This is a genomic window from Parabacteroides bouchesdurhonensis, from assembly GCF_900186615.1.
Lineage (GTDB): Bacteria > Bacteroidota > Bacteroidia > Bacteroidales > Tannerellaceae > Parabacteroides > Parabacteroides bouchesdurhonensis.
In genome coordinates this window covers 676,173-699,474 of sequence record NZ_LT896588.1, presented here as the reverse complement: position 1 = coordinate 699,474, position 23,302 = coordinate 676,173, and the positions used below count along the sequence as shown (strand labels likewise).

At 37.7% G+C, this 23,302-nt stretch carries 22 protein-coding genes and 1 tRNA gene; 19 read left to right on the top strand and 4 right to left on the bottom strand.

Annotated features, from left to right (window positions below; genetic code table 11):
* Positions 1 to 2: 2 nt before the first annotated feature.
* Both C1721_RS03105 and hutI read right to left on the bottom strand, forming a co-directional pair.
* Positions 3 to 557 (bottom strand): cyclodeaminase/cyclohydrolase family protein, encoded by a 555-nt coding sequence (locus C1721_RS03105; protein ID WP_102407077.1) that lies wholly within the window; start codon positions 555 to 557, stop codon positions 3 to 5.
* Positions 558 to 608: 51 nt separating this feature from the next.
* Positions 609 to 1,859, bottom strand: coding sequence for an imidazolonepropionase (gene hutI, locus C1721_RS03100; protein ID WP_199830424.1), 1,251 nt, complete (start codon positions 1,857 to 1,859; stop codon positions 609 to 611).
* Between the two features lie 315 nt (positions 1,860 to 2,174).
* On the opposite strand from hutI, the gene C1721_RS03095 reads away from it, so the two are divergent.
* The 7 genes from C1721_RS03095 (at position 2,175) to C1721_RS03065 (ending at position 10,275) form a co-directional block, all read left to right on the top strand.
* Positions 2,175 to 3,632 (top strand): glycosyltransferase family 2 protein, encoded by a 1,458-nt coding sequence (locus C1721_RS03095; RefSeq protein WP_102407073.1) that lies wholly within the window; start codon positions 2,175 to 2,177, stop codon positions 3,630 to 3,632.
* Positions 3,629 to 4,591, top strand: coding sequence for a DUF4922 domain-containing protein (locus C1721_RS03090; RefSeq protein WP_102407071.1), 963 nt, complete (start codon positions 3,629 to 3,631; stop codon positions 4,589 to 4,591). The genes C1721_RS03095 and C1721_RS03090 overlap by 4 nt, the downstream gene beginning before the upstream one ends.
* A gap of 63 nt (positions 4,592 to 4,654) precedes the next feature.
* On the top strand, positions 4,655 to 6,421 hold the full coding sequence (gene sppA, locus C1721_RS03085; protein ID WP_199830394.1) for a signal peptide peptidase SppA: 1,767 nt from the start codon (positions 4,655 to 4,657) through the stop codon (positions 6,419 to 6,421).
* Positions 6,422 to 6,428: 7 nt separating this feature from the next.
* Positions 6,429 to 7,535, top strand: coding sequence for a tetraacyldisaccharide 4'-kinase (lpxK, locus tag C1721_RS03080; protein ID WP_102407069.1), 1,107 nt, complete (start codon positions 6,429 to 6,431; stop codon positions 7,533 to 7,535).
* Positions 7,536 to 7,541: 6 nt separating this feature from the next.
* Positions 7,542 to 8,570, top strand: a complete 1,029-nt coding sequence (gene thiL, locus C1721_RS03075; RefSeq protein WP_102407067.1) for a thiamine-phosphate kinase — start codon at positions 7,542 to 7,544, stop codon at positions 8,568 to 8,570.
* A 168-nt stretch (positions 8,571 to 8,738) separates the two neighbouring features.
* Positions 8,739 to 8,811: transfer RNA gene (locus C1721_RS03070), tRNA-Phe, on the top strand.
* Between the two features lie 237 nt (positions 8,812 to 9,048).
* Positions 9,049 to 10,275, top strand: coding sequence for a site-specific integrase (locus C1721_RS03065; protein ID WP_102407065.1), 1,227 nt, complete (start codon positions 9,049 to 9,051; stop codon positions 10,273 to 10,275).
* Positions 10,276 to 10,338: 63 nt separating this feature from the next.
* Here C1721_RS03065 and C1721_RS03060 read toward each other — a convergent pair whose 3' ends face one another.
* Both C1721_RS03060 and C1721_RS03055 read right to left on the bottom strand, forming a co-directional pair.
* Complete coding sequence (locus C1721_RS03060; RefSeq protein WP_102407063.1) at positions 10,339 to 10,641, bottom strand: helix-turn-helix domain-containing protein; 303 nt, start codon at positions 10,639 to 10,641, stop codon at positions 10,339 to 10,341.
* 6 nt (positions 10,642 to 10,647) lie between these two features.
* Complete coding sequence (locus C1721_RS03055) at positions 10,648 to 10,944, bottom strand: DNA-binding protein (RefSeq protein WP_102407061.1); 297 nt, start codon at positions 10,942 to 10,944, stop codon at positions 10,648 to 10,650.
* A 206-nt stretch (positions 10,945 to 11,150) separates the two neighbouring features.
* Between C1721_RS03055 and C1721_RS03050 the strand changes: the two genes are divergently transcribed.
* From C1721_RS03050 to C1721_RS02990, 12 genes are all read left to right on the top strand, one after another.
* Complete coding sequence (locus C1721_RS03050; protein WP_102407059.1) at positions 11,151 to 11,765, top strand: TetR/AcrR family transcriptional regulator; 615 nt, start codon at positions 11,151 to 11,153, stop codon at positions 11,763 to 11,765.
* Entirely contained in the window at positions 11,752 to 12,711 is a 960-nt protein-coding gene (locus C1721_RS03045) for an Acg family FMN-binding oxidoreductase (RefSeq protein WP_234347271.1), read from the top strand. The genes C1721_RS03050 and C1721_RS03045 overlap by 14 nt, the downstream gene beginning before the upstream one ends.
* Positions 12,712 to 12,777: 66 nt before the next feature.
* Positions 12,778 to 13,500 carry a T9SS type B sorting domain-containing protein gene (locus C1721_RS03040; RefSeq protein WP_102407057.1) on the top strand — a complete coding sequence of 241 codons (723 nt, stop codon included), beginning with the start codon at positions 12,778 to 12,780 and terminating at the stop codon, positions 13,498 to 13,500.
* Positions 13,497 to 14,024 carry a hypothetical protein gene (locus tag C1721_RS03035; RefSeq protein WP_102407055.1) on the top strand — a complete coding sequence of 176 codons (528 nt, stop codon included), beginning with the start codon at positions 13,497 to 13,499 and terminating at the stop codon, positions 14,022 to 14,024. Before C1721_RS03040 ends, C1721_RS03035 begins: the two co-directional genes overlap by 4 nt.
* A 79-nt stretch (positions 14,025 to 14,103) precedes the next feature.
* Positions 14,104 to 14,337: a hypothetical protein gene (locus tag C1721_RS16250; RefSeq protein WP_102407053.1), complete on the top strand. Its 234-nt coding sequence runs from the start codon at positions 14,104 to 14,106 to the stop codon at positions 14,335 to 14,337.
* The gene (locus C1721_RS03025) at positions 14,306 to 14,740 is read left to right on the top strand and encodes a hypothetical protein (protein WP_102407051.1); all 435 of its coding nucleotides are present in this window, start codon (positions 14,306 to 14,308) and stop codon (positions 14,738 to 14,740) included. The genes C1721_RS16250 and C1721_RS03025 overlap by 32 nt, the downstream gene beginning before the upstream one ends.
* A gap of 154 nt (positions 14,741 to 14,894) precedes the next feature.
* Entirely contained in the window at positions 14,895 to 15,227 is a 333-nt protein-coding gene (locus C1721_RS03020; protein ID WP_102407049.1) for a helix-turn-helix domain-containing protein, read from the top strand.
* A 284-nt stretch (positions 15,228 to 15,511) separates the two neighbouring features.
* Positions 15,512 to 16,096, top strand: coding sequence for a BfmA/BtgA family mobilization protein (locus C1721_RS03010; RefSeq protein ID WP_102407045.1), 585 nt, complete (start codon positions 15,512 to 15,514; stop codon positions 16,094 to 16,096).
* A gap of 4 nt (positions 16,097 to 16,100) precedes the next feature.
* Entirely contained in the window at positions 16,101 to 17,063 is a 963-nt protein-coding gene (locus C1721_RS03005) for a DUF5712 family protein (protein ID WP_102407043.1), read from the top strand.
* Between the two features lie 276 nt (positions 17,064 to 17,339).
* Positions 17,340 to 20,633 (top strand): DEAD/DEAH box helicase, encoded by a 3,294-nt coding sequence (locus C1721_RS03000; RefSeq protein ID WP_102407041.1) that lies wholly within the window; start codon positions 17,340 to 17,342, stop codon positions 20,631 to 20,633.
* A 608-nt stretch (positions 20,634 to 21,241) separates the two neighbouring features.
* Positions 21,242 to 22,594: an AlbA family DNA-binding domain-containing protein gene (locus C1721_RS02995; RefSeq protein ID WP_102407038.1), complete on the top strand. Its 1,353-nt coding sequence runs from the start codon at positions 21,242 to 21,244 to the stop codon at positions 22,592 to 22,594.
* A 6-nt stretch (positions 22,595 to 22,600) separates the two neighbouring features.
* Positions 22,601 to 23,248: a hypothetical protein gene (locus C1721_RS02990; RefSeq protein WP_102407036.1), complete on the top strand. Its 648-nt coding sequence runs from the start codon at positions 22,601 to 22,603 to the stop codon at positions 23,246 to 23,248.
* Positions 23,249 to 23,302: the final 54 nt, after the last annotated feature.

The following is a 23,302-nucleotide window of genomic DNA, read 5'->3' as shown; positions in this document are numbered from 1 at the left end:
CGTCACAGTTTGGTTTTAACCCAACTCAGTAATTTGTTTTCTATACGGATGGCTTCTGCCTCCAGATGGTCGGTTTTCTGCGTCATTCGCTTAACAAAATCCTCGTCTTTGATAGACGATAAGTTGATGCGTACGTTAAGCAAAGCACCCAATACACAGGTACGGGCTGTCATCATGGCAATACAGGCGTCTGTTATAGCATCACGTTTCCCTTTATGTGCGACATAGATGACTGTTTCCATGACCGAGCCGATTTCTTCGGCTATAGTCATCTGAATGAGAGCCGCATGTTTTTTTGCATCCTGATTGTGTATTTCGCTGTCTTTGTCTATGTATTCAATTAAGCGCTCTCTGATGGTGGCTGCTTCTACGGCAATAGTTTTCATTTGCCCTTCCACATCTGCATATTGTTCCATTCCAATAGTGAGATTGGCAACCATCTCTGTTAACGCTGTTGCAATAGCACCGCATAAAGCCGATACACTTCCGCTACCTGGGGCCGGCTTATTCCCGGCTGTTTCGGCTAAAAACTTTTTAATGGTCAAATCAGCAAGCATAGTATTATAATTTAGATTATACAATTTATTCCTGATATCTGGTTTATACTTTTAAAGCATATAAAGTATCCCGTCTTTAATAATAATTTCCACTATGTTCATTCCTGCATGATAAGGCAGGAATTTATAAGATGGAAACTTAAGCAGTACCATATCCGCTTTTTTCCCTATATCAATACTGCCTGTTTTCTTTGCCATGTTGAGAGCGGCAGCCCCGTTTATGGTAAGAGCTGTAAGCGCTTCTTCGGGAGTCATTCTCATCTTGAGGCATGCCAAAGCAAATAGCAATGGGATGGAAAATGAAAAATTGCTGCATGGATTAAAATCTGTTGCAAGTGCTACAGCACAGCCCGCTTCTATCAATTTGCGTGCAGGTGCGTAAGGTCTTCCGGAAGAGAGAGACGTAAGAGGTAGCAAAGTGGCTATTACATCTGATTGTGCCAGGCTTTTGATACCGTTATCCGATATGTTTATAAGATGATCGGCACTGAAAGCTTTCATTTTAACAGCCAGTTCCGCCCCTCCGGAAGATGTAAATTCGTCGGCGTGTACTTTGAGTTTGAAACGATGGCTTCTTCCGGCCTTAAGCAGACGTTCGCATTGTTTTATTGAGAAAATTTCGGGTTCACAGAATACATCAAAAAACTTGGCAGTGTGTTCGTTATGAACTTCGGGCAATATGTCTTCTATTATATAATCAACATATTTGTCGGAACGTCCTTCATATTCCGGAGGTATGGCGTGTGCGCCCATAAATGTGGATATAATATCTACAGGGTGTTCATCCCTTAGTTCGTCCATGATACGAAGTTGCCTTATTTCCGTCCATTTCTCCAATCCGTATCCGGTTTTACCTTCTACGGTAGTTATGCCCATGTGGAACATTTCGTCAAGCAGGTTCTGGACCGGCTCGTATAATTTCTCGTAAGTGCTTTCCCGGGTTGCTTTCATCGTATTCAAAACCCCTTTATTATATTCCGTAACGGATATGTTGTTGCCTTTTTTCAGATGTTCGGCGAATTCATTTTCTCTGTATCCGCCGAAAACGAAGTGAGTATGGCTATCTACGAATCCGGGAATCAGTGTGCATCCTTTGGCATTTATCTCGGTATATCTATCTGCTTTTATTTGTTTCAAAACTTTTTGGGTGGGACCGACATGGGTTATATAGCCATCTTCTACAGCTACAGCTCCATTTTCAATAACGCCTACGTTTGACATTTCTTTGCCTTTCTTACCGGCAAATCCGGAGCATGTTACTACCTGAGTAGCATTCCGTATTAATAAATACCCACTAAAGATGCTCATGTTGTTATTTTTGATTCTTCAAAGACGCCATCAATGTAGTTATCTTATTTTATATGGGCAAACGTGACAATATGTTAAGAAGCATAAGGATAGGGCTTAAAATACAAAACTTCCCAATATTTGGAAGTGTCTGTAGATTGAGGAATGTTTTGTGCTTATTGGCTCTGTAAACGGATATTCGCAATCCTGTTTTTTTGTTTCTTTACAAAAGTAATAAAAAGTAGGAGGGAAAAAAGTATATTTGCATTATACATCGCTGGAACAAGGAGCAAATGTTCTTTGTTTACCAAGAAATCAATATGTACAGATATGACAAGAATTAACTGCTTTATTCCATATGGGAACATGGAAGCCGCCCGCCATACAGTATCTCAACTTAGCCGTTCGCCATTAGTGGATAAAATTTATTTGCTGGCAAAGAATATCCCGTCGGAAACGATTCCTTCCTGTTCTGTCATACAGACGGACGAATTGTGGAGTACGGAAACCATGCGTAAGATTGCCGGATATTCTACAGCCGACTATTCACTTATATATACCAAAGATACAATCCTGCGATTCGATTTTTTTGCTTTGGAGCGGTTTATTGCTATAGCCGAAGATTCCCGGGCAGGTATGGTGTATTCCGATTATTATGAATTGAGCAAAGGCGAGCGTATTCAGCATCCGGTAATTGAATATCAGCAAGGCAGTTTGCGGGACGATTTCAACTTCGGTTCTTTGCTGTTTTATAAAAGTCCGGCTCTGATAGATGCGGTTTCCGGTATGGCTGAAAATTATCATTTTGCGGGACTGTATGATTTACGTCTTAAAGTATCCCAACAATATCAGCTGGTGCATATTGACGAATATTTATATACGGAGGAAGAATATGACCTTCGTAAATCCGGTGAAAAGATATTCGATTATGTAGATCCGAAGAACCGTACCGTACAATTGGAAATGGAAGCAGCCTGTACCGACCATCTCAAAATGATAGGCGCTTATTTGCCGTTTCATTTTAAGGAAGTTCATCTTTGTGAACAGCGTTTTGAGACGGAGGCTTCTGTCATTATCCCTGTCCGTAACCGGACGCGGACAATTGAGGATGCTATCCGGTCCGTATTGATGCAGGAAACGACCTTTCCCTTTAACCTGATTGTGATAGATAATCATTCTACAGACGGGACAACCGAGAAAATACAGCATTTTACGAATGATAAGCGCCTTATCCATCTTGTCCCGGAACGTGACGATTTAGGTATCGGCGGTTGTTGGAATATGGGAGTTCATCATCCGGCATGTGGCAAATTTGCCGTTCAGTTGGATAGCGATGATGTGTATAGCGACGAAAATACGTTGCAAAAGATTGTCAACGCTTTTTATGAGCAACAATGCGCAATGGTTGTGGGCACCTATATGATGACTGACTTCAATATGGAAATGATCCCTCCGGGCATTATCAGCCATAAGGAATGGACTCCGGAGAATGGCCGGAATAATGCTTTGCGTATTAATGGACTGGGGGCGCCGCGCGCATTCTATACCCCGCTCCTGAGAAATATCAACTTCCCGAATACAAGTTATGGCGAAGATTATGCCGTAGGATTGCGTATTAGCCGTGAATATCGTATCGGACGTATTTATGATGTTCTTTATCTCTGCCGCCGATGGGAGGATAATTCGGACGCGGCTCTCGATATTAACAAAATGAATAAATATAATACATACAAAGATAAAATAAGGACTTGGGAATTACAAGCCCGTTTACAATTACTCGAACCATGAAACCGAATGTATGGATCAGTTCGTCGCAAGTTGCCGAATTATTGGCGAAACAGTTAGTAACATGGCCTCTGGCCGAAACTAATTATAATGCACTGAAAACCGTGCAGGTGAAATCTTTTGATATGGGAGGTTTTGTGATACGTGTGCAATATAATCCGTCACGTATTGTGTCGTCGGCAGCCAAGACAGACTCGGCTTCTATACAAAAACGGAAATGTTTCCTTTGTCCGGATAACTTACCGGTAGAGCAGGAAAGATTGCCTTTTGGTGCTAATTATCTGGTATTGACGAATCCGTATCCTATTTTCCCGCAACATTTTACTATTCCTTCTCGCGAACATTTACCTCAAAGCATATTGATTCATTTTCCGGACTTTCTGGAATTGGTACGGCGTATGGATGCGTTTACTGTATTTTATAACGGGCCTAAATGTGGCGCGTCTGCTCCGGATCATCTCCATTTTCAAGCGGGAATACGTTCATTTATGCCGATAGACGATGAATTGGAACTTCAACTAAAACGTTTTGGCAGTTTAGTTTTGGAGGAAAAGAATGGCGTTCTTTTACAACTGACCCATTACCTCCGGAATGGTTTTGTTATTAAAGCAAAAACACAGTCTGCCGCTCAGTCGTTGTTTGGCAAGTTATATCATGCTCTGAATATTGTACCTGATGAAACCGAACCGCGAATGAATATATTCGGACATTATGAGAATGGAATCTGGACAATCACAGTTATCCCACGCAGGCAACATCGCCCATGGCAGTATGAAGCGGAAGGCGGGCAACATTTGTTGTCCAGTCCCGGAGCTGCAGATATGGGCGGGTTATTTATCACTCCGTTGAAAGAGGATTTTGAGAAAATGAATGCTGATTTGCTACGTGATGTATATGAACAGGTTTGTTTTAATGAGAGTGAGATTGGAATAATTGCTTCCGGAATAACAAAAAATAAATAACGGGCTAAAAAAGTGGTCATAAATAATAAGTTAGCTATCTTTGCAATTTAATATATATAAAATATGAAGCAATTCTTCAAAATGATGTTTGCCTCTGTGTTAGGCGTTTTTGTGGCAATAGGTTTGATTACAGTTATATCTGTAGTTTCTTTGATTGGAGTGGCTGCTTCTCTGGGTAGTGAATCAGGTTATTCTCCCAAGCCCAATACCGTGTTTAAGATTAAGCTGGATGGAACACTTTCAGATAACGCGACGGAAAATCCGTTTGCTGTCTTCATGGGCGAAACAGAAAATGTCTTATCTCTGAAAGACCTGTTGAAATCAATCCGTATAGCGAAAGGTAATAATAATATACAAGGCATTTACCTTGAGGCTAAATGGCTCAATACAGGGTCTGCCAGTCTGGAAGCTCTTCGCCGTGCTTTGATAGATTTTAAAGAAAGCGGCAAGTTTGTCGTGGCTTATTCGGATACTTATACGCAAGGAGCTTATTTTCTTTGTTCGGTGGCGGATAAAGTGTTTTTGAATCCGCAGGGTTCATTAAATCTGGTTGGCCTGAATTCCGAAACGATGTTTTATAAGGGTTTGTTGAATAAACTTGGTATCCAGATGCAAATATTCAAGGTTGGTACTTATAAAGGGGCTGTAGAACCTTTTATGCTTGATAAACTGAGTGATGCCAACCGGGAACAAATCAATTCATATCTTAACAGTATCTGGGGGAATATAACGGAAGGTATTGCCGAAAGCCGCCATATAACGGTACGCGATATTAATCATTTTGCGAATGAGGGTTTCGCTTTTGCAACGCCTGAAAAGACTGTTGAGTGCGGATTAGTGGATGAGCTGAAATATAAGCCTGAAGCAGAGGCTTATGTGAAAGAATTGGCCGGACAAAGCGGGAAGAATCTGGAAACTGCCGATGTGAGCAAAATAAAAAAGATTAACGTCGTAACAAAAGAAAAATCAAATCAGATCGCTATTCTGTATGCGGAAGGTGAGATTATGCCGGAAGTAACCACTTCTCCATATGATACAAAGCAATTAATAACGGAAAAAGTGGCAAGTGAGCTTATTAAGCTAAAAAATAATGATGACGTAAAGGCTGTTGTTTTTCGTGTAAACTCACCGGGTGGAAGCGCTTTTGTTTCCGAACAGATATGGCGTCAGGTGGTAGAATTGAAAAAAGTGAAACCGATTGTTGTTTCTATGGGTAATGTGGCGGCTTCCGGTGGTTATTATATTTCTTGTGCTGCTAATAAGATAGTGGCAGAACCTAACACATTGACCGGTTCTATCGGAATTTTCGGAATGTTTCCGAATGTAACCGGATTATTTGATAAGCTGTCGCTAACCTCTGATATTGTCAAGACAAATACATATGCGGATTTAGGAGATGTTTCGCGTCCGATGCGTGAAGATGAGAAAATATTGATACAAAGTTTTGTAGAGAGAGGATATGACACCTTTATCTCCCGTTGTGCCGATGGACGTGATATGACGAAAGAGGCCATCAACGAAATAGGACAAGGACGTGTATGGACGGGGGAACAAGCCCAAAAATTAGGATTGGTAGATGAATTGGGTGGTATGGAAAAGGCTGTGGAAATGGCAGCCACGCTTGCTGAAATCAGCGATTACAGTGTAACCAATGTCTCTACGTCTAAAGATTTCTTAAAGGATTTTCTGGAAAAACAGTTGGGCGAAGTAAAGATGTCTTTGGTTAAAAGCGTACTGGGTGATGAATATGAATATTTCACGACTTTGAAGAGAATTAAATCAATCTCGGGTGTTCAGGCTCGTCTTCCATACGATATAAAACCATTATAAATCAAATATGCCGACAGATAATACGATTAAATTAAATCACATCTTTTCTCCAATAGCATTTTTATATGGTATAGGAGTTTGGTTTAGGAATCGATTGTTCGATTGGGGGTTGCTTCAATCTGAACAGTTTCCGGTACCTGTTATATGTGTTGGGAACCTGTCGGCCGGAGGAACCGGAAAGACTCCTCATACCGAATATATTATCCGTCTACTTAGTCCTCTATATAAAGTAGCAGTATTAAGCCGTGGATATAAGCGTAAAACTACCGGATTCGTTTTGTCTACGCCGGAAAGTACCAGTGATGAGATCGGGGATGAACCTTATCAGATGAAACGAAAGTTTCCGGATGTTCAAGTTGCTGTAGATGCGAACCGCCGGCGTGGTATCCGTAATTTGTTGGCATTTCCTAAAGAAAAACGACCTGATGTGATTTTATTGGATGACGCATTTCAACATAGGTATGTAATCCCTTCATTGTCTGTTGTATTGACCGATTATAATCGTTTGTATTATTATGATGAGCTATTACCCTTAGGACGTTTGCGTGAGCCTGCAAGTGGTATCCGCCGTGCTGACGTGGTTATTGTTACTAAATGTAGTGACGAATTAAAACCTATTGATTATCGCATCATGGGAGGTAATATGAAATTGATGGCTCATCAACAACTATTCTTTACCCGTGTTTGTTATGGAGAGATAGAACCCCTGTTTCCTCAAGAAGCGAAGCCTCTTACAGTAAAAGATATTCAGAGGGACGATGAGATTTTGCTATTGGCAGGAATTGCGTCTCCGGAATATTTTATAAAGGAAGCCGGCAAATATTCGGATAAAGTAACGGCAATTACATTTGCTGATCATCACGCTTTCGGCAAAAAAGATATGAAGCAGATAAAAGCCGTTTTTGATAAAATGACGTCTCCCGGCAAGCTTATTTTAGTTACGGAGAAGGATGCCGCCCGGTTGCAAAATAATCCTTTGCTGCCGGATGAGTGGAAAAAGATGCTTTATTATTTACCTATCACAATTAATTTTTGTTTAGACAAACAAGATGCATTTAACGAAATGCTGAAAAAACATATTACTACCATTCAAAAGAACTGTATATCACGTTAATAAAATATGAGCGACAGAACAGAAATATCAACATTAGGTGAATTTGGTTTGATCCGTCACCTGACAGACAAGATTGAATTAAAGAATAACTCTACGTTAAACGGGGTGGGAGATGATGCCGCCGTATTGGACTATAAAGACAAGCAAGTGCTGGTAACTACCGATTTATTGCTTGAGGGTGTCCATTTTGATCTTATGTATGTTCCATTGAAACATCTGGGATATAAATCGGCAGTGGTGAACTTCTCCGATATTTATGCCATGAACGGAAAACCAAAGCAGATAACCGTCTCTTTAGGTATTTCCAAACGTTTTAGCGTAGAAGACCTTGACGAGCTCTATAGCGGAATAAAGCTGGCCTGCGATATTTATGGCGTAGACCTTGTGGGAGGCGATACATCGGCTTCTTTAACGGGTCTTACTATCAGTATTACTTGCATAGGTGAAGGTGAAAAGGGAAAAGTTGTATATCGTAGCGGGGCTAAGGAGACGGATTTGATCTGTGTCTCCGGCGATTTGGGTGCCGCGTATATGGGATTGCAATTATTGGAGCGTGAAAAGAGTGTATTTAAAGGGCAGAAAGATTTTACTCCTGACTTTACAGGCAAGGAGTATTTGCTGGAACGCCAGTTGAAGCCGGAAGCGCGTAAAGATATAATAGAAATGTTAGCGCAGGCAAATGTCGTGCCTACTGCGATGATGGATATTTCGGATGGTTTATCTTCCGAATTACTGCATATTTCCACTGCCAGCAATGTGGGCTGCCAGATATACGAAGACCGCATTCCTATCGACTATCAAACGGCAGTAATGGCAGAGCAATTTAATATGAGCCTGATAACCGCTGCGTTGAACGGTGGAGAAGACTACGAATTGTTATTTACTGTTCCATTGACCGAACATGACAAAGTTTCGGAAATGAAAGGCGTTAAAGTCATAGGTCACATTACAAAGCCGGAACTGGGTAATTATCTCGTAGGTCGTGATGGTGGAGAGATAGAACTTAAAGCTCAAGGCTGGAATTCGTTACATTAAAATAAGAAAGACTGGACCGGATTTGTGTTTTTTACGAGAAGTTTACTATCCGGTCTGTTCCATTCTACGGAATATTTTCTCAAAAAAAGCATACGGGTTATTGCGTATTTGAAAAAAGTCTCTATCTTTGCACCCGTAATCGAAACAACGATACAAAAACTACATTATGGTGCCATAGCTCAGTTGGTAGAGCAAAGGACTGAAAATCCTTGTGTCCCCGGTTCGATTCCTGGTGGCACCACTTTAAAAGCATTTCACTTTTGGTAAATCCCTGAAAATTAAACATTTCAGGGATTTTCTTTTTCCCCTAATCCGCATATTTTTGGCAGAATTACGCACTTCCGCTGTGCTAAATCGTGGACAATTTTAGTCTCGAAAAAAATGTCCACGAATTGTACCCTAAGTCGTTGATTGTCTTATCGTTTAATTCCTGCTATACTGCACGATTCAGTAACTTTAAACATTAATTTTTTGAAGTATGAAACGACAGACTTTCAACGTGCTGTTCTTCATCCGCAAGACAAGAACAGTGAAATCTGGTGAGACACCAATCATGTTGCGGATAACAATTCAAGGTCAATTAGCTGAAATGCAGCTAAAAAGAACCGTTAAGCCAGAACTTTGGTCGCAAGCTAAGGAACGGTGTACGGGCAAAGACGCTAAATCAGTAGAGGTAAACCGTTATCTTGAATCGGTTAAACTGCGCCTGTACGATATTCATCGAACTTTGGAAGATGAAAATAAACTTATCAATCCGATGGAGATTAAAAGACGCTTTCTCGGACTGGACGAAAAGCACATGATGTTCTTTGAAATTTTTCAGGAGCATAATGACAAATGCCGTGAATTGATTGGCAAGGATTACGCCAAAGTAACTATCTCCCGATTTGATACTTGTTTACGGTATTTCAAAGAGATGGCTTTGAAGGAGTATCACCTAAAAGATATTCCCATGAAAGAAATAAGCCATGCCATCATTCAGGACTACATTCACTTCTTGAAAGCTAAGAAGGACTTACAGGAGAATACTGTAATCCGCTACATGAAAGTAGTGAAGAAAATAACCAATATGGCATTAGCAAATGATTGGATGGAGAAAGACCCATTTATCAATATCCGTTTCCATGAGCAGGAAGTACACAAGGAGTTTCTGACCAAAGAGGAATTAGAGGTCATGCAAAACAAAGTCTTTGATATTCCCCGATTGGATTTGGTACGTGACATTTTTCTGTTCCAGTGCTGGACTGGTTTAGCTTTCATCGATGTATCAGAGTTAAAGCCTGAACATCTTGTACCTGACAATCAGGGGAATTTGTGGATAAGGAAAGCCAGGCAGAAGACGAAGATCATGTGTAATATTCCTCTTTTGGATATTCCTTTAGCAATATTGGAGAAATACAAAGGGCATCCACTGGCGAAAAAGAAAGATACGCTATTACCCGTGCCATGCAATCAAAAAATGAATAGTTACCTGAAAGAAATCGCTGATTTCTGCGGTATAAAAAAGAGCCTGAGCACGCACACTGGGCGGCACACATTTTCGACCGTTATTGCCTTAGCGAATAATGTATCACTGGAAAATGTAGCTAAAATGCTCGGTCATACCAATACAAAAATGACACAGCGATACGCAAAAGTATTAGATCAAAGTATTCTTCGGGATATGCAGAATGTACGGGAGAACTTCTCTACCAAAACCACCTAAAGATGAAAACGGCTACCTGATCCAATCGGACGGTAGCCGTTTTTCTGTATTCGCTATTAAAAGCTAAAGGGGATAATCTTCTATATCATAGGCTGAACGAAACCTATCTTCCAGTACTTTCCTAATATCCGATTCGCGGAATAGCACTTTGCCCGGTAGTTGAATAAAAGGGAATACCCCATCATCCCGATAATCTTGTAGAGTTCTACGGCTGATTTTGAGTATAGAACAAAGTTCTTCGCTCGTCAGATACCGTTCTCCCTCAAATGCTGGTTTACCGTTTTTCAAAGCATATTCTATATAAGGTAGAGCCTTATCCAATGACAGCAATAATTTCCGGCTATCCTCATTCGTGTATAAATCCATAAGCAATTATTCTTTAGTGGTTATTTTTATTCTTCCTAAATCCAGTAGCTTTTGTACTTCGGCTACTTTATAATAGACTTTCTTTCCGACAGTTGAAAAGGATAGTTTGCCCCTTTCCCTCAATGTTTGCAGACTTCGCAGGGAAATATGCAAAGATGTTGCCAATGTCCTACCCTCTATCCATTCTTTTTCTATGTACGTATCAAAGGAAGATAGAGAGCCACTATCTACCAACGATAATATCTGTTCCAGTTTCTTTCTAAAAGAATCAAAGGAAGCTCTTTCTATTGCTACTATATCCATATATTAATCAGTGTTTTAGATTCTGCCTGCAAATATAGAGATATTGCCAAATGCTAAATAAAACTGTCTTTCAATGTCTTCTGTGTCAACAAGTGTCTAATTACATTTTACTCATTTTGAGCAGAATGAAGAAAATAAAGCAAGAAAGAGTTGTATGTTTCCAATAAGTAACATATATTTGTTCCCGAATAGTAACACTATGCGATATGAAAGAAAAGAGTATAACTGTAGAAAGGGACAGGGAAGCCACCGAAAAACGTTTGTTAAATACTATCGGCGAAATGATTGCCAATGATGGTTTTGAGAAAATTGGCATTAATGCCGTAGCTACTCAATCGGGTGTTTCAAAAATATTGATATACCGCTACTTTGGTTCGGTAGAAGGATTGATGGCAGCTTATATTCGGCAGCATGATTTTTGGCTAAATTTTCCACTCGAATTCCCTGAACGTGAACAGCTATCTGCATTTGTGAAAAAGATGTTTCAGGGGCAGATAGAACAACTAAGGAGTAATCCGACATTGAAACGGCTCTATCGCTGGGAACTATCTTGCAATAACGACATGATTGTAAAACTGAGAGAGCAACGGGAAAAGATAGGGGTAAACCTAGTTGAGAAAGTAAGCCAACTAATAGGACACCCCCAACAGGAAATCGCGGTAATGGCTTCTATCCTGACAGCATCTATTACTTATCTGGTGATGTTGGAAGATTTTTGTCCGGTTTACAATAGCATCCCTCTGAATAATGATTCCGGCTGGAAACAGATAAGCGAAGGTATTGAAGTCTTAATTGATAAAGTATTTCATGATGAACACTGATTATATACAGATAGCCAGTTATGCATCCAAAGCACCTTCGGGGCATAACACACAGCCGTGGAAATTCCATATAGCTGCCAGTACAATTACAATCATACCCAATCTTGAGGTAGCATTGCCAGTTGTTGATAGCGACAACCGGGAATTATTCATCAGTTTAGGGTGTGCAGTTGAGAACTTACTTATTTCCGCCAGTCATTTTGGTTATACCGCACATATTATTGAATGTAGCAGACAAGGAATAACGGCTGAACTCACGAAAACCGAAGCTATGATTGAAGATGCTCTTTTCTCTCAAATAGAAAAACGGCAAACAAACCGTAGTATTTTTAATAGGAAGAAAATATCTGATGAAGTTCTGAAACAGCTTCAAACCATACGGAAAGAAAATTCTGTTCAATTCTATTTTGCCGAAATGGGTACACCATTTGCCAACATAATAACCGAATGCATCATGAAAGGAAATGAAACCCAGATGAATGATACCCTTTTCAAAAAGGAACTCCTTTCGTGGATGCGCTTTAATAGAAAACAGGTTGAAGCTACACTGGATGGTTTGTGTTATCAGGTCTTTGGCAACCCACCACTTCCCACGATATTGGCACGTCCCATAGTGAACCAGTTTTTAAAGCCCAAAGTTCAAAGTAAATCAGATAAAAAGAAGATAGAAACCTCGTCTCATTTCGTTGTATGCACCACGCAGAAGAATACGATTGAAGAATGGGTCAATTTAGGGCGTACCCTACAACGTTTCCTGCTGAACATTACTGAAATGGGGATTTCTTATGCTTTCCTGAACCAGCCTTGTGAAGTTACAAAGTTAGTACTTACTCTACAAGAAGAATTACCCATCAATAGGGAATATCCTACATTGATAATAAGAATAGGGTACGCGAATCCAGTACCCTATTCTCCCCGCAAGAAGATTGAATCATTACTGGTTTGATATTTTTTTATCTGCAATGTTCCCACTTGGTAACAAATATTATAATCACCTATTAATAAAACTAACATGAAGAAAATGGGATTGACATTCATTTATTTATGGCTTATTAGCCTTTGTTCCTGTCAAAAGGAACTCATTGAGTATGAAAAAGGAGATGTGAAAATCCGCATCGAACAAGGTGAAGAATGGTTGCATGACTTCCCTTTGTTCTTAGGTATTAACAAGAAGAATCCGCCCCAAATCGCCATTTGGCTGGAAGATGTACAAGGGAATTATCTTTCAACAGTGTATGTAACTCATAAGATTGCTACTCAATCGTGGCAGGCATCAGGAGGAAACCGAAGGAAGGAAGCCTTGCCATATTGGTGTTATTCACGTGGAGTGAAATATAATGACGGGCTATATCTGCCAACAAAAAAAGAACCACTGACCGATGGTATTTCAGGGGCAACCCCACAAGGGAGTTTTGATGTTAAACTCAATCCGGCAAGTACGCTAAAGCAATTCATTGTAAAAATTGAGATTAATCACTCCACTGACTTTAACGAAGCATTTCCCAAATCGGCTAAAGAAGGAGAGGCAAATTATTCGGGAGGTAAAGAGGGAAGCGGGCAGCCAGCAATTGTGTATGCTGCAAATATTGATTTATCAACAGGCAAAAAGTCTTTTGATGCAACTTTGATTGGGCATAGTAGCCCCGATGGAAGTTCAGGAGGTATCAATGAAGATGTGTCAGGACTAACAACCGCCTTACAAATTGTAAAACACATAACGGTAAACATTCAATGAAAAAGATTATTTTTCTTATCATAGCATACTGCTGTACCAGTTTCATGGTAAAGGCGCAGCAAACAGACCGCTTCACCCTTGCCACAAGCATAGGAACCGGATTTGCCATGAGTGAACCTGTTACTATGCCATTAACATGGCAAGTGTTAGGAAATTATTCCATCAACAAACGCTTCTCTATTGGAGTTGGAACAGGTTTATCCATTTACGAGAAAGCTCTTATTCCGCTATTTGCAGATGCTAAGTTTATGATAGTAAAGCCGAAAAGGTTCACTCCATATCTGGAATGTGGCATAGGATATAGTTTTGCACCAGATAAAAATACCAATGGTGGTTTTTATCTAAGCCCCTCAATAGGCATACAATATTCTATTTATGGAAACAAGAAAATATTTTTCGCTTTAGGATATGAATTACAGAAACTTGAACGACTGAAAACACAAGAGCAATCACTATTTACAGCAGAGTTCGTAGAAAAATTGAATCATAGCTCTATTTCAGTAAAGATAGGATTCATGTTTTAAAGAAATATTGAAATCATTCAGCAACGTATGACAGACTTTATTAGTCTGAGATTAATATTCAATTAATTATCTAACTTTCATGCCTATGAATGATTTATCAAAAACGAGGCTTGTCGGTCTATTGAACGATACCTCAAACAAAGTAACTAACGTTGAAATGCAAGATGCTTATGAGGAATTTGTCAGGTACACAGTAACAGTTAGCAGTTCAGAAGATTACTCCCATATCTTTCGGATGCTGAATCTCACTCGTATTGAGATAGCACCCCTAAAAGAGTTGTATCAGTACGAGCAGGGGGGAAAATGCGCCTAAAGTTCTTTATACCCAAAAGGCATTAGCCATTATTGATGCTGAATTGGAATTGCTAAACCTCAAAATCAGGTATCCTGAAACATTTCGTTTTTCCACTGCATCACCAACGAAATCAGAGCTATATGTAATCCCTAAGTCAAAAGGCTTGGGGATTATTGGCATTGCCGAGATCGTAATTGCTCTATTTCTTTCAGGAGAGATTATTGGGAAAGATGGCAAACCAGTTCCTCTAATTCATTTAGCCCGTGGTTTTGAGCAACTTTTCAATATCTGTTTTGGAAGTATCTATGACAAGGTGGATGAAATGTTTGCCCGCAAACCATATAATCTAACTAAGGCTTTGGATATTTTGCGAAATGCCATCACCAAAGAGAATAACAAGCGTAACAATCGTAAAGATTAGAAAAGATGATTTTGCAACACGCTTATTTATAGCAGTTTGAAAACTGTTTTTCGGGGAGTAGGTAACTACTCCTCTTTTTTTCCTACTTTGTTTTGCTGAATTTTGCATCATCAATCGATTGAAAACAAAATGTTCAACTTAAAAATGAAGCAAAATGTATATAGACAATGAAGACTTCGAGAAATGGATGGAGAAGCTATCCAAGAAACTCACAGAAATCGGGCAAGACCTGAAATCCCTAATCAACACCGATACTGTATTCGATGAAAACGAAAGGCTATTAGATAATCAAGACTTAGCTTTTCTGTTGAAAGCATCTTTCAGAACCCTACAACGCTATCGGGCAAAAGGTGTACTTCCCTACTTTACCATCGGACGGAAAACGTACTATAAAGCTAGCGATATTCGGGCTTTCGTCCGGGAATATGCCGATTCTCAAACCTACAAACAGTTTGAAAAAGCCAATCAGTTAGCGAATCAGCCCTGATAGCAAAAAGCAGCAGAGGAAAGAAGCCTGTGTTCGGGCTATTCCTTTGTGCTGCCACCCCGATTTAGCACAAACTGCTTCACCTATCGGTTCAGCCTGTTTCGCTAAATCGAGCAAGAGGGAACTGGACAAGTCCTGTTCTTCCCTCTTGCCCTGCGGGGCAAAGCCTTCGGCTTTAGCGTGTTACAAGAACACGCTGTAATGACACCTGTAATAAGCATTTTCTTTGCAATGCTTATTATCAGGTATTTATCTATTCATATTTCTATAAAAAAGTAATTACCATGCCAAATAGTAGTCGGAAAACGATATTCACTACCATTTCCATAGACAAGGAAACGGCAGCTTTGGTAGAGAAGATATGCAAACGCTATTCACTGAAAAAGAGTGAAGTTGTAAAGTTGGCGTTCGGGTATATAGATAAGGCACATATCAACCCATCCGAAGCACCTGAATCAGTAAAATCAGAACTGGCGAAAATAAATAAGAGGCAGGATGATATTATCCGCTTCATCCGTCACTATGAGGAAGAACAACTGAATCCCATGATACGGGCAACAAATTCTATAGCTTTGCGTTTCGATGCTATCGGCAAAACTTTAGAAACTCTTATTCTCTCTCAACTGGAAGCCAGTCAAGAGAGACAAACAGCCGTGCTGAAAAAGTTAAGCGAACAGTTCGGCAATCATGCCGATGTGATAAACAACCAGTCCAAACAAATTAATGCACTCTACCAGATACACCAACGAGATTATAAAAAGTTGCTTCACCTGATACAACTCTATTCGGAGTTATCCGCTTGTGGTGTGATGGATAGCAAACGGAAAGAGAGCCTAAAAGCCGAAATCAATAATTTGATAAACACATAAGATTATGCACATAGACTTTGCTCCACCATCAAATGGAACATATAATAATGCTGGGAGTTGCCGACAACTTGCTAATTATATGGAACATGAAGATTTGGAACGGATGGAAAAAGGTATCTATACCGAAGGTTTTTTCAATTTGACAGATGATAACATTTATAAGTCAAAGGTTATAAAGGATATAGATAGTAATATCGGGCAACTTCTAAAAACAGATGCTAAGTTTTATGCTATTCATGTCAGCCCATCGGAAAAGGAGCTCCGAGTAATGGGCAATACAGAGCAGGAACAAGTCGAAGCAATGAAACGGTATATCCGGGAGGTGTTTATTCCTGAATATGCCAAGAACTTCAATAAAGAGCTATCTGCTTCGGATATAAAGTTCTATGGTAAGATTCATTTTGACCGTAGCCGTTCAAATAATGCATTGAATATGCACTGTCATTTGATTGTCAGTCGAAAAGACCAATCCAATAAGAAAAAGCTATCACCGCTCACCAATCATAAGAACACCAAAAAAGGAAATGTAACAGGAGGCTTTGATCGTATGAACCTATTCCAACAAGCAGAACGAGGATTTGATAAACTATTCAGCTACAATCGCCAGCAAACAGAATCATTTGATTATCACAACACGATGAAAAACAGTTCTATCTCAGAACAACTTAAACTACATGAACAAGAAATTCAATCAAGTAAAAGCAAAATAGAAGTCAATCAAGAATGCAATCAAGAGAACTTGTTTTCTATCAATCTTGCAAACAAAAAAGAAGGGAGTCTAGTTTTAGGTACAAGTACACATATTATCACCAAACCTCAAAGATATACTCATATAAAATTCACTAACAATCAATCAAATAGCAAATTTCATTCTATTACTCTATTAGGCACAGACTTTCAATATTCTTCTGAAGAAGAAATCTTAAAGTCTAAAAGAAAGGCAAAAAAGAAAGGGCGTAGATTGTAATTCCTGTCTCAATTTTAGTATAAGAGTACATACAGAAATAAGTAAGACGCTTATTTATTTTAAATGGTAATACATATATCCTCATTGAAGCTGAGGGAGAGATAAAAGAGTATTCAGATAAACTGCAATTCCTATTCATTTGTACAAACTTCTCTAAAATAGTGATCTAAATACACTCAAGACACATTTTCATAATTCAAAAAAGAACAGTTAATTACATTTATATCTGATTATTTATTAACTTTGTAAAAAGAACAATTTCTAAATAAAGCCATTATGTATAGTTTATTTCCAGAAGAACAAATTTTTATTAATTTTTCAGTCAGAGTATCTATTCCTGTTGGAAAGAATAAGAAGACTTATTATATAGGAAAAGAGAAAGGTATCTTAGAAAAGTATGAAAAAGACACCTTTTCTGGATATGAGTTTCGTACTATACATGGATTTATCTATTTCCTATCAAAGAACAGAGACAAATATCCAAAAGAAGGCTACAATGCTGTATTTTATCTTCAATTAGACGAAGACCAGAAATTAACTATAGAAGTCATCCAAAATTGCCCGAAAAAGTTATTGATTGCAAAACAACCATCTGTTTCTCAAATAGTTTCTTCATGGCATAATGGGTTTCAGTACAAGCAAGAAAAGCGAAATGAAATAGGTGAAATAATACAATATGGACTACGCCCACCACAAATTGGAGCGTTGCATTCTATTTTATCGCATTGGAGCATTTCGAACAAACCTGCTTTAGTTGTAATGCCAACAGGGACAGGAAAAACGGAAACAATGCTTTGTTTATCAATAGCTAATCAAAATGAAAAGACACTAGTTGTTGTTCCAACAGATTCATTACGAACACAAATCTCTAATAAGTTTATTGGACTGGGAATTCTTAAAGTTGAACCTTTTAATATTATTTCAGACACAACTCTCTACCCAAAAGTGTCTGTACTTAAAACAACTATTGATACACTTGAAGAAGCTGAAAAAATCTTAGATGCAAATGTGATTGTTTCCACACCTCAAATCCTAACCAATCTTTTAAAGACTGGAAAAAATAACATTTTCAAATACATTGTTCAGCAATGCAATAATTTAATTGTAGATGAAGCACATCATATTGCAGCAAAAACATGGAAAGAGATAAAATTGAATTTTGAATCAGTAGGGAAACCTGTATTATTATTTACTGCAACCCCATTCAGAAATGATGGAGGTCGTATTGAAGGGGAAACTATATACAATTACCCTTTGTCTCTAGCGCAAAGAGACAAATATTATGAAAAAATCATATTTGCTCCTATTGTGGATTTTAATCCAGCAACAGCCGATAAAAAAATTGCAGAAAAAGCTATTGAAACTCTAAAGAGAGATCTTGAGTCTGGATATGATCATATTTTAATGGCACGTGTTGATGAAAGAAAAAAAGCAGAAGACATCTACGAGCAAATATATAAATATTATTCAGACTATTCTCCTGTATTTATTCATAGTGGTATATCGAAAACTTTACAACGAGAAATACTTGAAGGTATCAAAGAAAAAAAGCATCGAATTATTGTTTGTGTAGATATGCTTGGAGAAGGGTTTGATCTTCCTCAATTGAAGATTTGTGCCATGCATGAGATGCATAAAAACATCACCACATCATTTCAGTTTATCGGAAGATTTACGAGAACAACAGGCAGTAACCTAGGACCTGCTACTATTATTGCCAATATCGTAGATAATAGTTTTAAAGGTGTACTAAATGAATTATATCGTAAGGATTCTGATTGGGATAAAATTATAAGTCAATCCAACGAAAATATTATTGGGAATATTTTTAAGGAAGAAAGTTTCTTTAAAGATTTTTCAGATGTACCATTACCATACAAAATTCCAATACGGAACATCACGCCTGCCATGAGTACTGTTGTTTTTAAACTTTATGACAGTAAGGCTATTTGGCACCCTGAAAAATATATCGATTATTTTAAGAATAAAAAATATGAAACAGTAGCAGTAAAGCATAATAAAAAAAACTTGCAGGTAATTATTGTACGGAATACAGAGAAAGTTCCTTGGGGAAAAATCGATGATTTAATAAATACCGAATATGAGCTTTATATTGCCTATTTGAATCCAGAACAAAAACTTTTATATATAAATAGTTCCAATAATGGTTCAACCCATGATAAACTTGCAGAAGCATTAGTTGGTAATAATATTTCTCTTTATAATGAAGGGGATATATACAGGGTTTTGCATAATGTATTTCAGTTAGAATTATTTAACCTTGGACTGAAATCGCATTTGGACGGTCCGATTAGCTTTACAATGTATGCGGGAAATGGAATAGTTAAAGGATTAAGTGAAATTGAAAAAGGAATGCATAGTTCAAATTTGTTTGGAACTGGCTATGAGGATGGAGAAAAAATAACTATTGGTTGCTCAAACAAAGGACGTGTGTGGACAAAGCTAGTCAAATCAATTCCAGATTATTGTGATTGGTGTGATAAGACCGGGATGAAATTACTAGATGAAACAATTAACACAAAAAATATCTTTGACTTTATTCAAAAGCCTAAAAGAATATCGAAATTTCTGGAAGGGAAAATTCCAATATCCATTAAATGGAATGAAAAATTTTATTACGACCCACAATCAGCAGTTTACAATTCTAATTTGTTAATAGATTGCAATATTCAGTTAGTGTCTTATACTCAAAATACAGTTGAATTCGACATTGTAACAGGAGTTGGCATTTCTTCATATAAGTTGGAATTAGAGGAAGATAAAAATGGACGTGGATATAAGTATACCCTCACTAAAGGCAATCCAATTATTGTAAATCAAAGAAAAGAAAGTAAAGATATTATTGATTTATTTTTTGAATATCCGCCTACTATATGGTTTCAGGATAATTCAAAAATGTACAATGATTTATTTTTTCTGTTCAACTACAAATCTCCAATTTTTGATACAGAGAAAATATTTGCATACAATTGGGACGGTATTGATATCACAAAGGAGTCACAAAAAAAGATTAAACGAGAAAATTCTATACAACACAAGATACTTCAACAATTAAAAGAAGAACCAGAGTATAATATTATTTTTGATGATGATGACGCAAACGAAGCAAGCGATATTATCGCAATAAAAGGTTACGAATCGGAGCATAATAAACTTATATTTGAATTATACCATTGTAAATTCTCATCAAAAGACGAACCAGGCGGGCGATTAAAAGATTTATATGAAGTATGTGGACAAGCACAAAGAAGTTATCATTGGAGGCACAATGTAATAGAACTATTGAACCACATGGACCGCAGGAACAGTAAACGTCTTGTACAAGGAAATCCTTCACGTTTTGAGAAAGGTGGTGATGATGAACTACTAATAATCCAAAATATGCTATTGTCTAATTATTGCGACATTGAGTTTAATATATATGTTGTTCAGCCAGGAATAGAAAAAAATAAACTAATTGGTAATTCTGAATTATTGTCATTACTTGGTGCAACTGACTTGTTGCTAAAAAGAACTGGAAATGAATTTTATATTATTACTAATGAATAATTATTTATGATGATACTATCTGCCAACTATGTAAACGTAATGAAGCCAATAAAACAAATTCCTATATTGATAATTTTGCCAACTCAGTAAAAAAACTTATTTTTGCCCTCAGTATTCTCCATGAGCAAACTACCGCAAAAGCATGTAGCAAATTAGTGGATTAAATCATGGGATATGCTTGAAACTAAAAATATAAAGTTTTAAATATCAGCGTGGTAACTCTGCAAGGAGAATCCCAGGCGATATAGAAACAAAGAGATATTTGAAAATAGAATCGTTCTTATAGCGAGCAAAACGATAAAACATAATCGTGTGCTAAATCGTGTGGATTTCCAAATGGAAGAAACTATAAAACGGTGATTATCAATAGAGAGAAGATAATAGTTCTCTTGCTGGTGGCACCACTTTTAAAAGACTTCAAATTTGGTAAATCCCTGAAAATTAAACATTTCAGGGATTTTCTTTTTCCTAAAACTCCCACATTTTTAGCAAAATTACACGTTGTTTATTTGGAAAGCGGTGTAAAATAGGGGCTTCGTTATTTTTCAAAAGGATAAACTCTACATCTTGGCAGATTAATTATATCTTTGTAATTCAATTAATTATTTATGCTTGATACAGAAACCATACAATCACTCATTGATAGTGGAGAAGGCTATAATGTAGAGTTTAAAGTCCGTGTACCTTCAAAAGTTCGTGAGCTGACAGAGGAAATTTGCGCTTTCGCCAATGCAGACGGAGGATATTTACTTATTGGTGTAGATGATTACGGACAGATTATTGGTACAGATTTAGAGAATGACAAACGTTCAGCCATTCAAGGCTCTATCAGTGAAATATCCCCGGTTCTTCATTGTGAGATGTATGCGGTAAGTATCGAAGATAAGACAGTTTGGGTAATTGATATTCCGTCAGGTAAAGACAAGCCTTATATATTTTCCGGTTCTATCTTTGTGCATGAAGGAGCAAATTCACAGAAACTTCGTACTGTCGAAGATATGCGCAGCTTCTTTCAAGAATGTAACAAAATATTCTTTGATGCTATCCCCTGTTCGTGGTTCAACATTTACACAGATGCAGACGAACAAGCGATAAGAGACTTTCGCACGGAAGCAAAGCTAAGTTCATCGACTGCCAACAAACAGATATTTGAGAATTTGGAACTGTTTACGGATAAAGGAGTAGCCAAGAACGGTGCAGCCATGTTCTTTGGAAAACAACCTGAACGAAAATTTCCACACGCAGTAACAAGATGTGTTCTTTTCAAAGGAACTACTAAGGTATATATCATAGATGATAAAACCTTAGGCGGTCCACTATACCAACAATATTTGCAGGCTATGGCGTGGTTAGAAAGTAAACTGCAAGTAGCTTATAAAATTGAGGGAGCAGGACCAAGAGAAGAAATTTGGGAAATTCCTCTTACTGTGTTCAAAGAAGCCATTATTAACGCTCTCTCACATCGTGATTATTACGAACAGGGAGCAACCATTACAATAGAAATGTTTGATGACCGGGTAGAGGTTTCTAATCCCGGAGGGCTTTTACCTATCGTAGCTAAAGATTTCGGACACAAGAGTATGACACGAAATCCACTAATATTCGGATTGTTTACCCGTATGCATTTGGTTGAAAGGGTTGCATCCGGCATTCCCCGTATGCAGGAAGCTATGAAAGAAGCCAATCTTCCTGAACCGGAATTTCATACAGACGGGATGTTTACGGTTATATTCAAAAGAGGCATCAGTATCAAGAATGATACTGTAAATGATACTGTAAACTCAAAAGAACAAGAAGTACTAAATATCATCAAGCAATATCCGGGGCTCAATTCATCTAAGATTGCTGAACTAATAGGAAAAAGTGTGCCTACTGCTAAACGCCACTTAAATTCTTTAGTAAAATCAGGATTAATAGCATTTAAAGGAGCACAGAGAACAGGAGGATATTATATTAATTAAAAATTTATGGAACAAGAAAGTTTTTTAGAATCCAACCTTTTACAGACTATTGTAATGGCGGTAACAGTTTGTGTTACAGCAATCATATATTGGAATAAAAAGAGAAATGAACTTCGAGCAGCAGCAACTATATTAAAACTTCAAATTCAAGATATTGAAGAAAATATAGAAAATCTAAAAGCTGAAGCAATTGTTGGAAACTGTTTATCAGAACAGCCATTATATTATTCAAAAGTTATCTTTGAAGAAAATAACTGGCTAAAATATAACCACATGTTTGCCGACAAATTAGGGGCATCAAATTTTGAAACAATAGATAAGTTCTTCAAAATCGCCCAAGAAATCAAAACACAGCAAATTTTCATAAAAATGAAAATTCAAGACTCCATCAATGCTAAATGTTCATTCTATTATTTACAGCAATACAATAGATTAAATCAAACAGTTTCAGATATCAGAGAAAACAAAGAACAACTATGCATGCAAGACCTACAATATACTAAAGCCCTATACAATAATCCAGCATTAAGCATTGGAACATATATACATCAAGAATTATGTAATGGACTAGAAAAAGGACTCAATAAATATCAAAGAATGTCAGGAAATATTGCTTTCCAAAAATTATGTAAAGTCGGAGGAATAATTAGCTAGTTATTACTATGCTATCATTATAATTATTATCCTTGCTCTCAGAAATCGTACCCA

Excerpts from the sequence above, each read along its gene's own strand:
- C1721_RS03105 (WP_102407077.1), bottom strand. The coding sequence starts at position 557 with ATGCTTGCTGATTTGACCATTAAAAAGTTTTTAGCCGAAACAGCCGGG.
- C1721_RS03095 (WP_102407073.1), top strand. The coding sequence starts at position 2,175 with ATGACAAGAATTAACTGCTTTATTCCATATGGGAACATGGAAGCCGCC.
- C1721_RS03090 (WP_102407071.1), top strand. The coding sequence starts at position 3,629 with ATGAAACCGAATGTATGGATCAGTTCGTCGCAAGTTGCCGAATTATTG.
- sppA (WP_199830394.1), top strand. The coding sequence starts at position 4,655 with ATGAAGCAATTCTTCAAAATGATGTTTGCCTCTGTGTTAGGCGTTTTT.
- lpxK (WP_102407069.1), top strand. The coding sequence starts at position 6,429 with ATGCCGACAGATAATACGATTAAATTAAATCACATCTTTTCTCCAATA.
- thiL (WP_102407067.1), top strand. The coding sequence starts at position 7,542 with ATGAGCGACAGAACAGAAATATCAACATTAGGTGAATTTGGTTTGATC.
- C1721_RS03065 (WP_102407065.1), top strand. The coding sequence starts at position 9,049 with ATGAAACGACAGACTTTCAACGTGCTGTTCTTCATCCGCAAGACAAGA.
- C1721_RS03060 (WP_102407063.1), bottom strand. The coding sequence starts at position 10,641 with ATGGATTTATACACGAATGAGGATAGCCGGAAATTATTGCTGTCATTG.
- C1721_RS03055 (WP_102407061.1), bottom strand. The coding sequence starts at position 10,944 with ATGGATATAGTAGCAATAGAAAGAGCTTCCTTTGATTCTTTTAGAAAG.
- C1721_RS03050 (WP_102407059.1), top strand. The coding sequence starts at position 11,151 with ATGAAAGAAAAGAGTATAACTGTAGAAAGGGACAGGGAAGCCACCGAA.
- C1721_RS03045 (WP_234347271.1), top strand. The coding sequence starts at position 11,752 with ATGATGAACACTGATTATATACAGATAGCCAGTTATGCATCCAAAGCA.
- C1721_RS03040 (WP_102407057.1), top strand. The coding sequence starts at position 12,778 with ATGAAGAAAATGGGATTGACATTCATTTATTTATGGCTTATTAGCCTT.
- C1721_RS03035 (WP_102407055.1), top strand. The coding sequence starts at position 13,497 with ATGAAAAAGATTATTTTTCTTATCATAGCATACTGCTGTACCAGTTTC.
- C1721_RS16250 (WP_102407053.1), top strand. The coding sequence starts at position 14,104 with ATGCCTATGAATGATTTATCAAAAACGAGGCTTGTCGGTCTATTGAAC.
- C1721_RS03020 (WP_102407049.1), top strand. The coding sequence starts at position 14,895 with ATGTATATAGACAATGAAGACTTCGAGAAATGGATGGAGAAGCTATCC.
- C1721_RS03010 (WP_102407045.1), top strand. The coding sequence starts at position 15,512 with ATGCCAAATAGTAGTCGGAAAACGATATTCACTACCATTTCCATAGAC.
- C1721_RS03005 (WP_102407043.1), top strand. The coding sequence starts at position 16,101 with ATGCACATAGACTTTGCTCCACCATCAAATGGAACATATAATAATGCT.
- C1721_RS03000 (WP_102407041.1), top strand. The coding sequence starts at position 17,340 with ATGTATAGTTTATTTCCAGAAGAACAAATTTTTATTAATTTTTCAGTC.
- C1721_RS02995 (WP_102407038.1), top strand. The coding sequence starts at position 21,242 with ATGCTTGATACAGAAACCATACAATCACTCATTGATAGTGGAGAAGGC.
- C1721_RS02990 (WP_102407036.1), top strand. The coding sequence starts at position 22,601 with ATGGAACAAGAAAGTTTTTTAGAATCCAACCTTTTACAGACTATTGTA.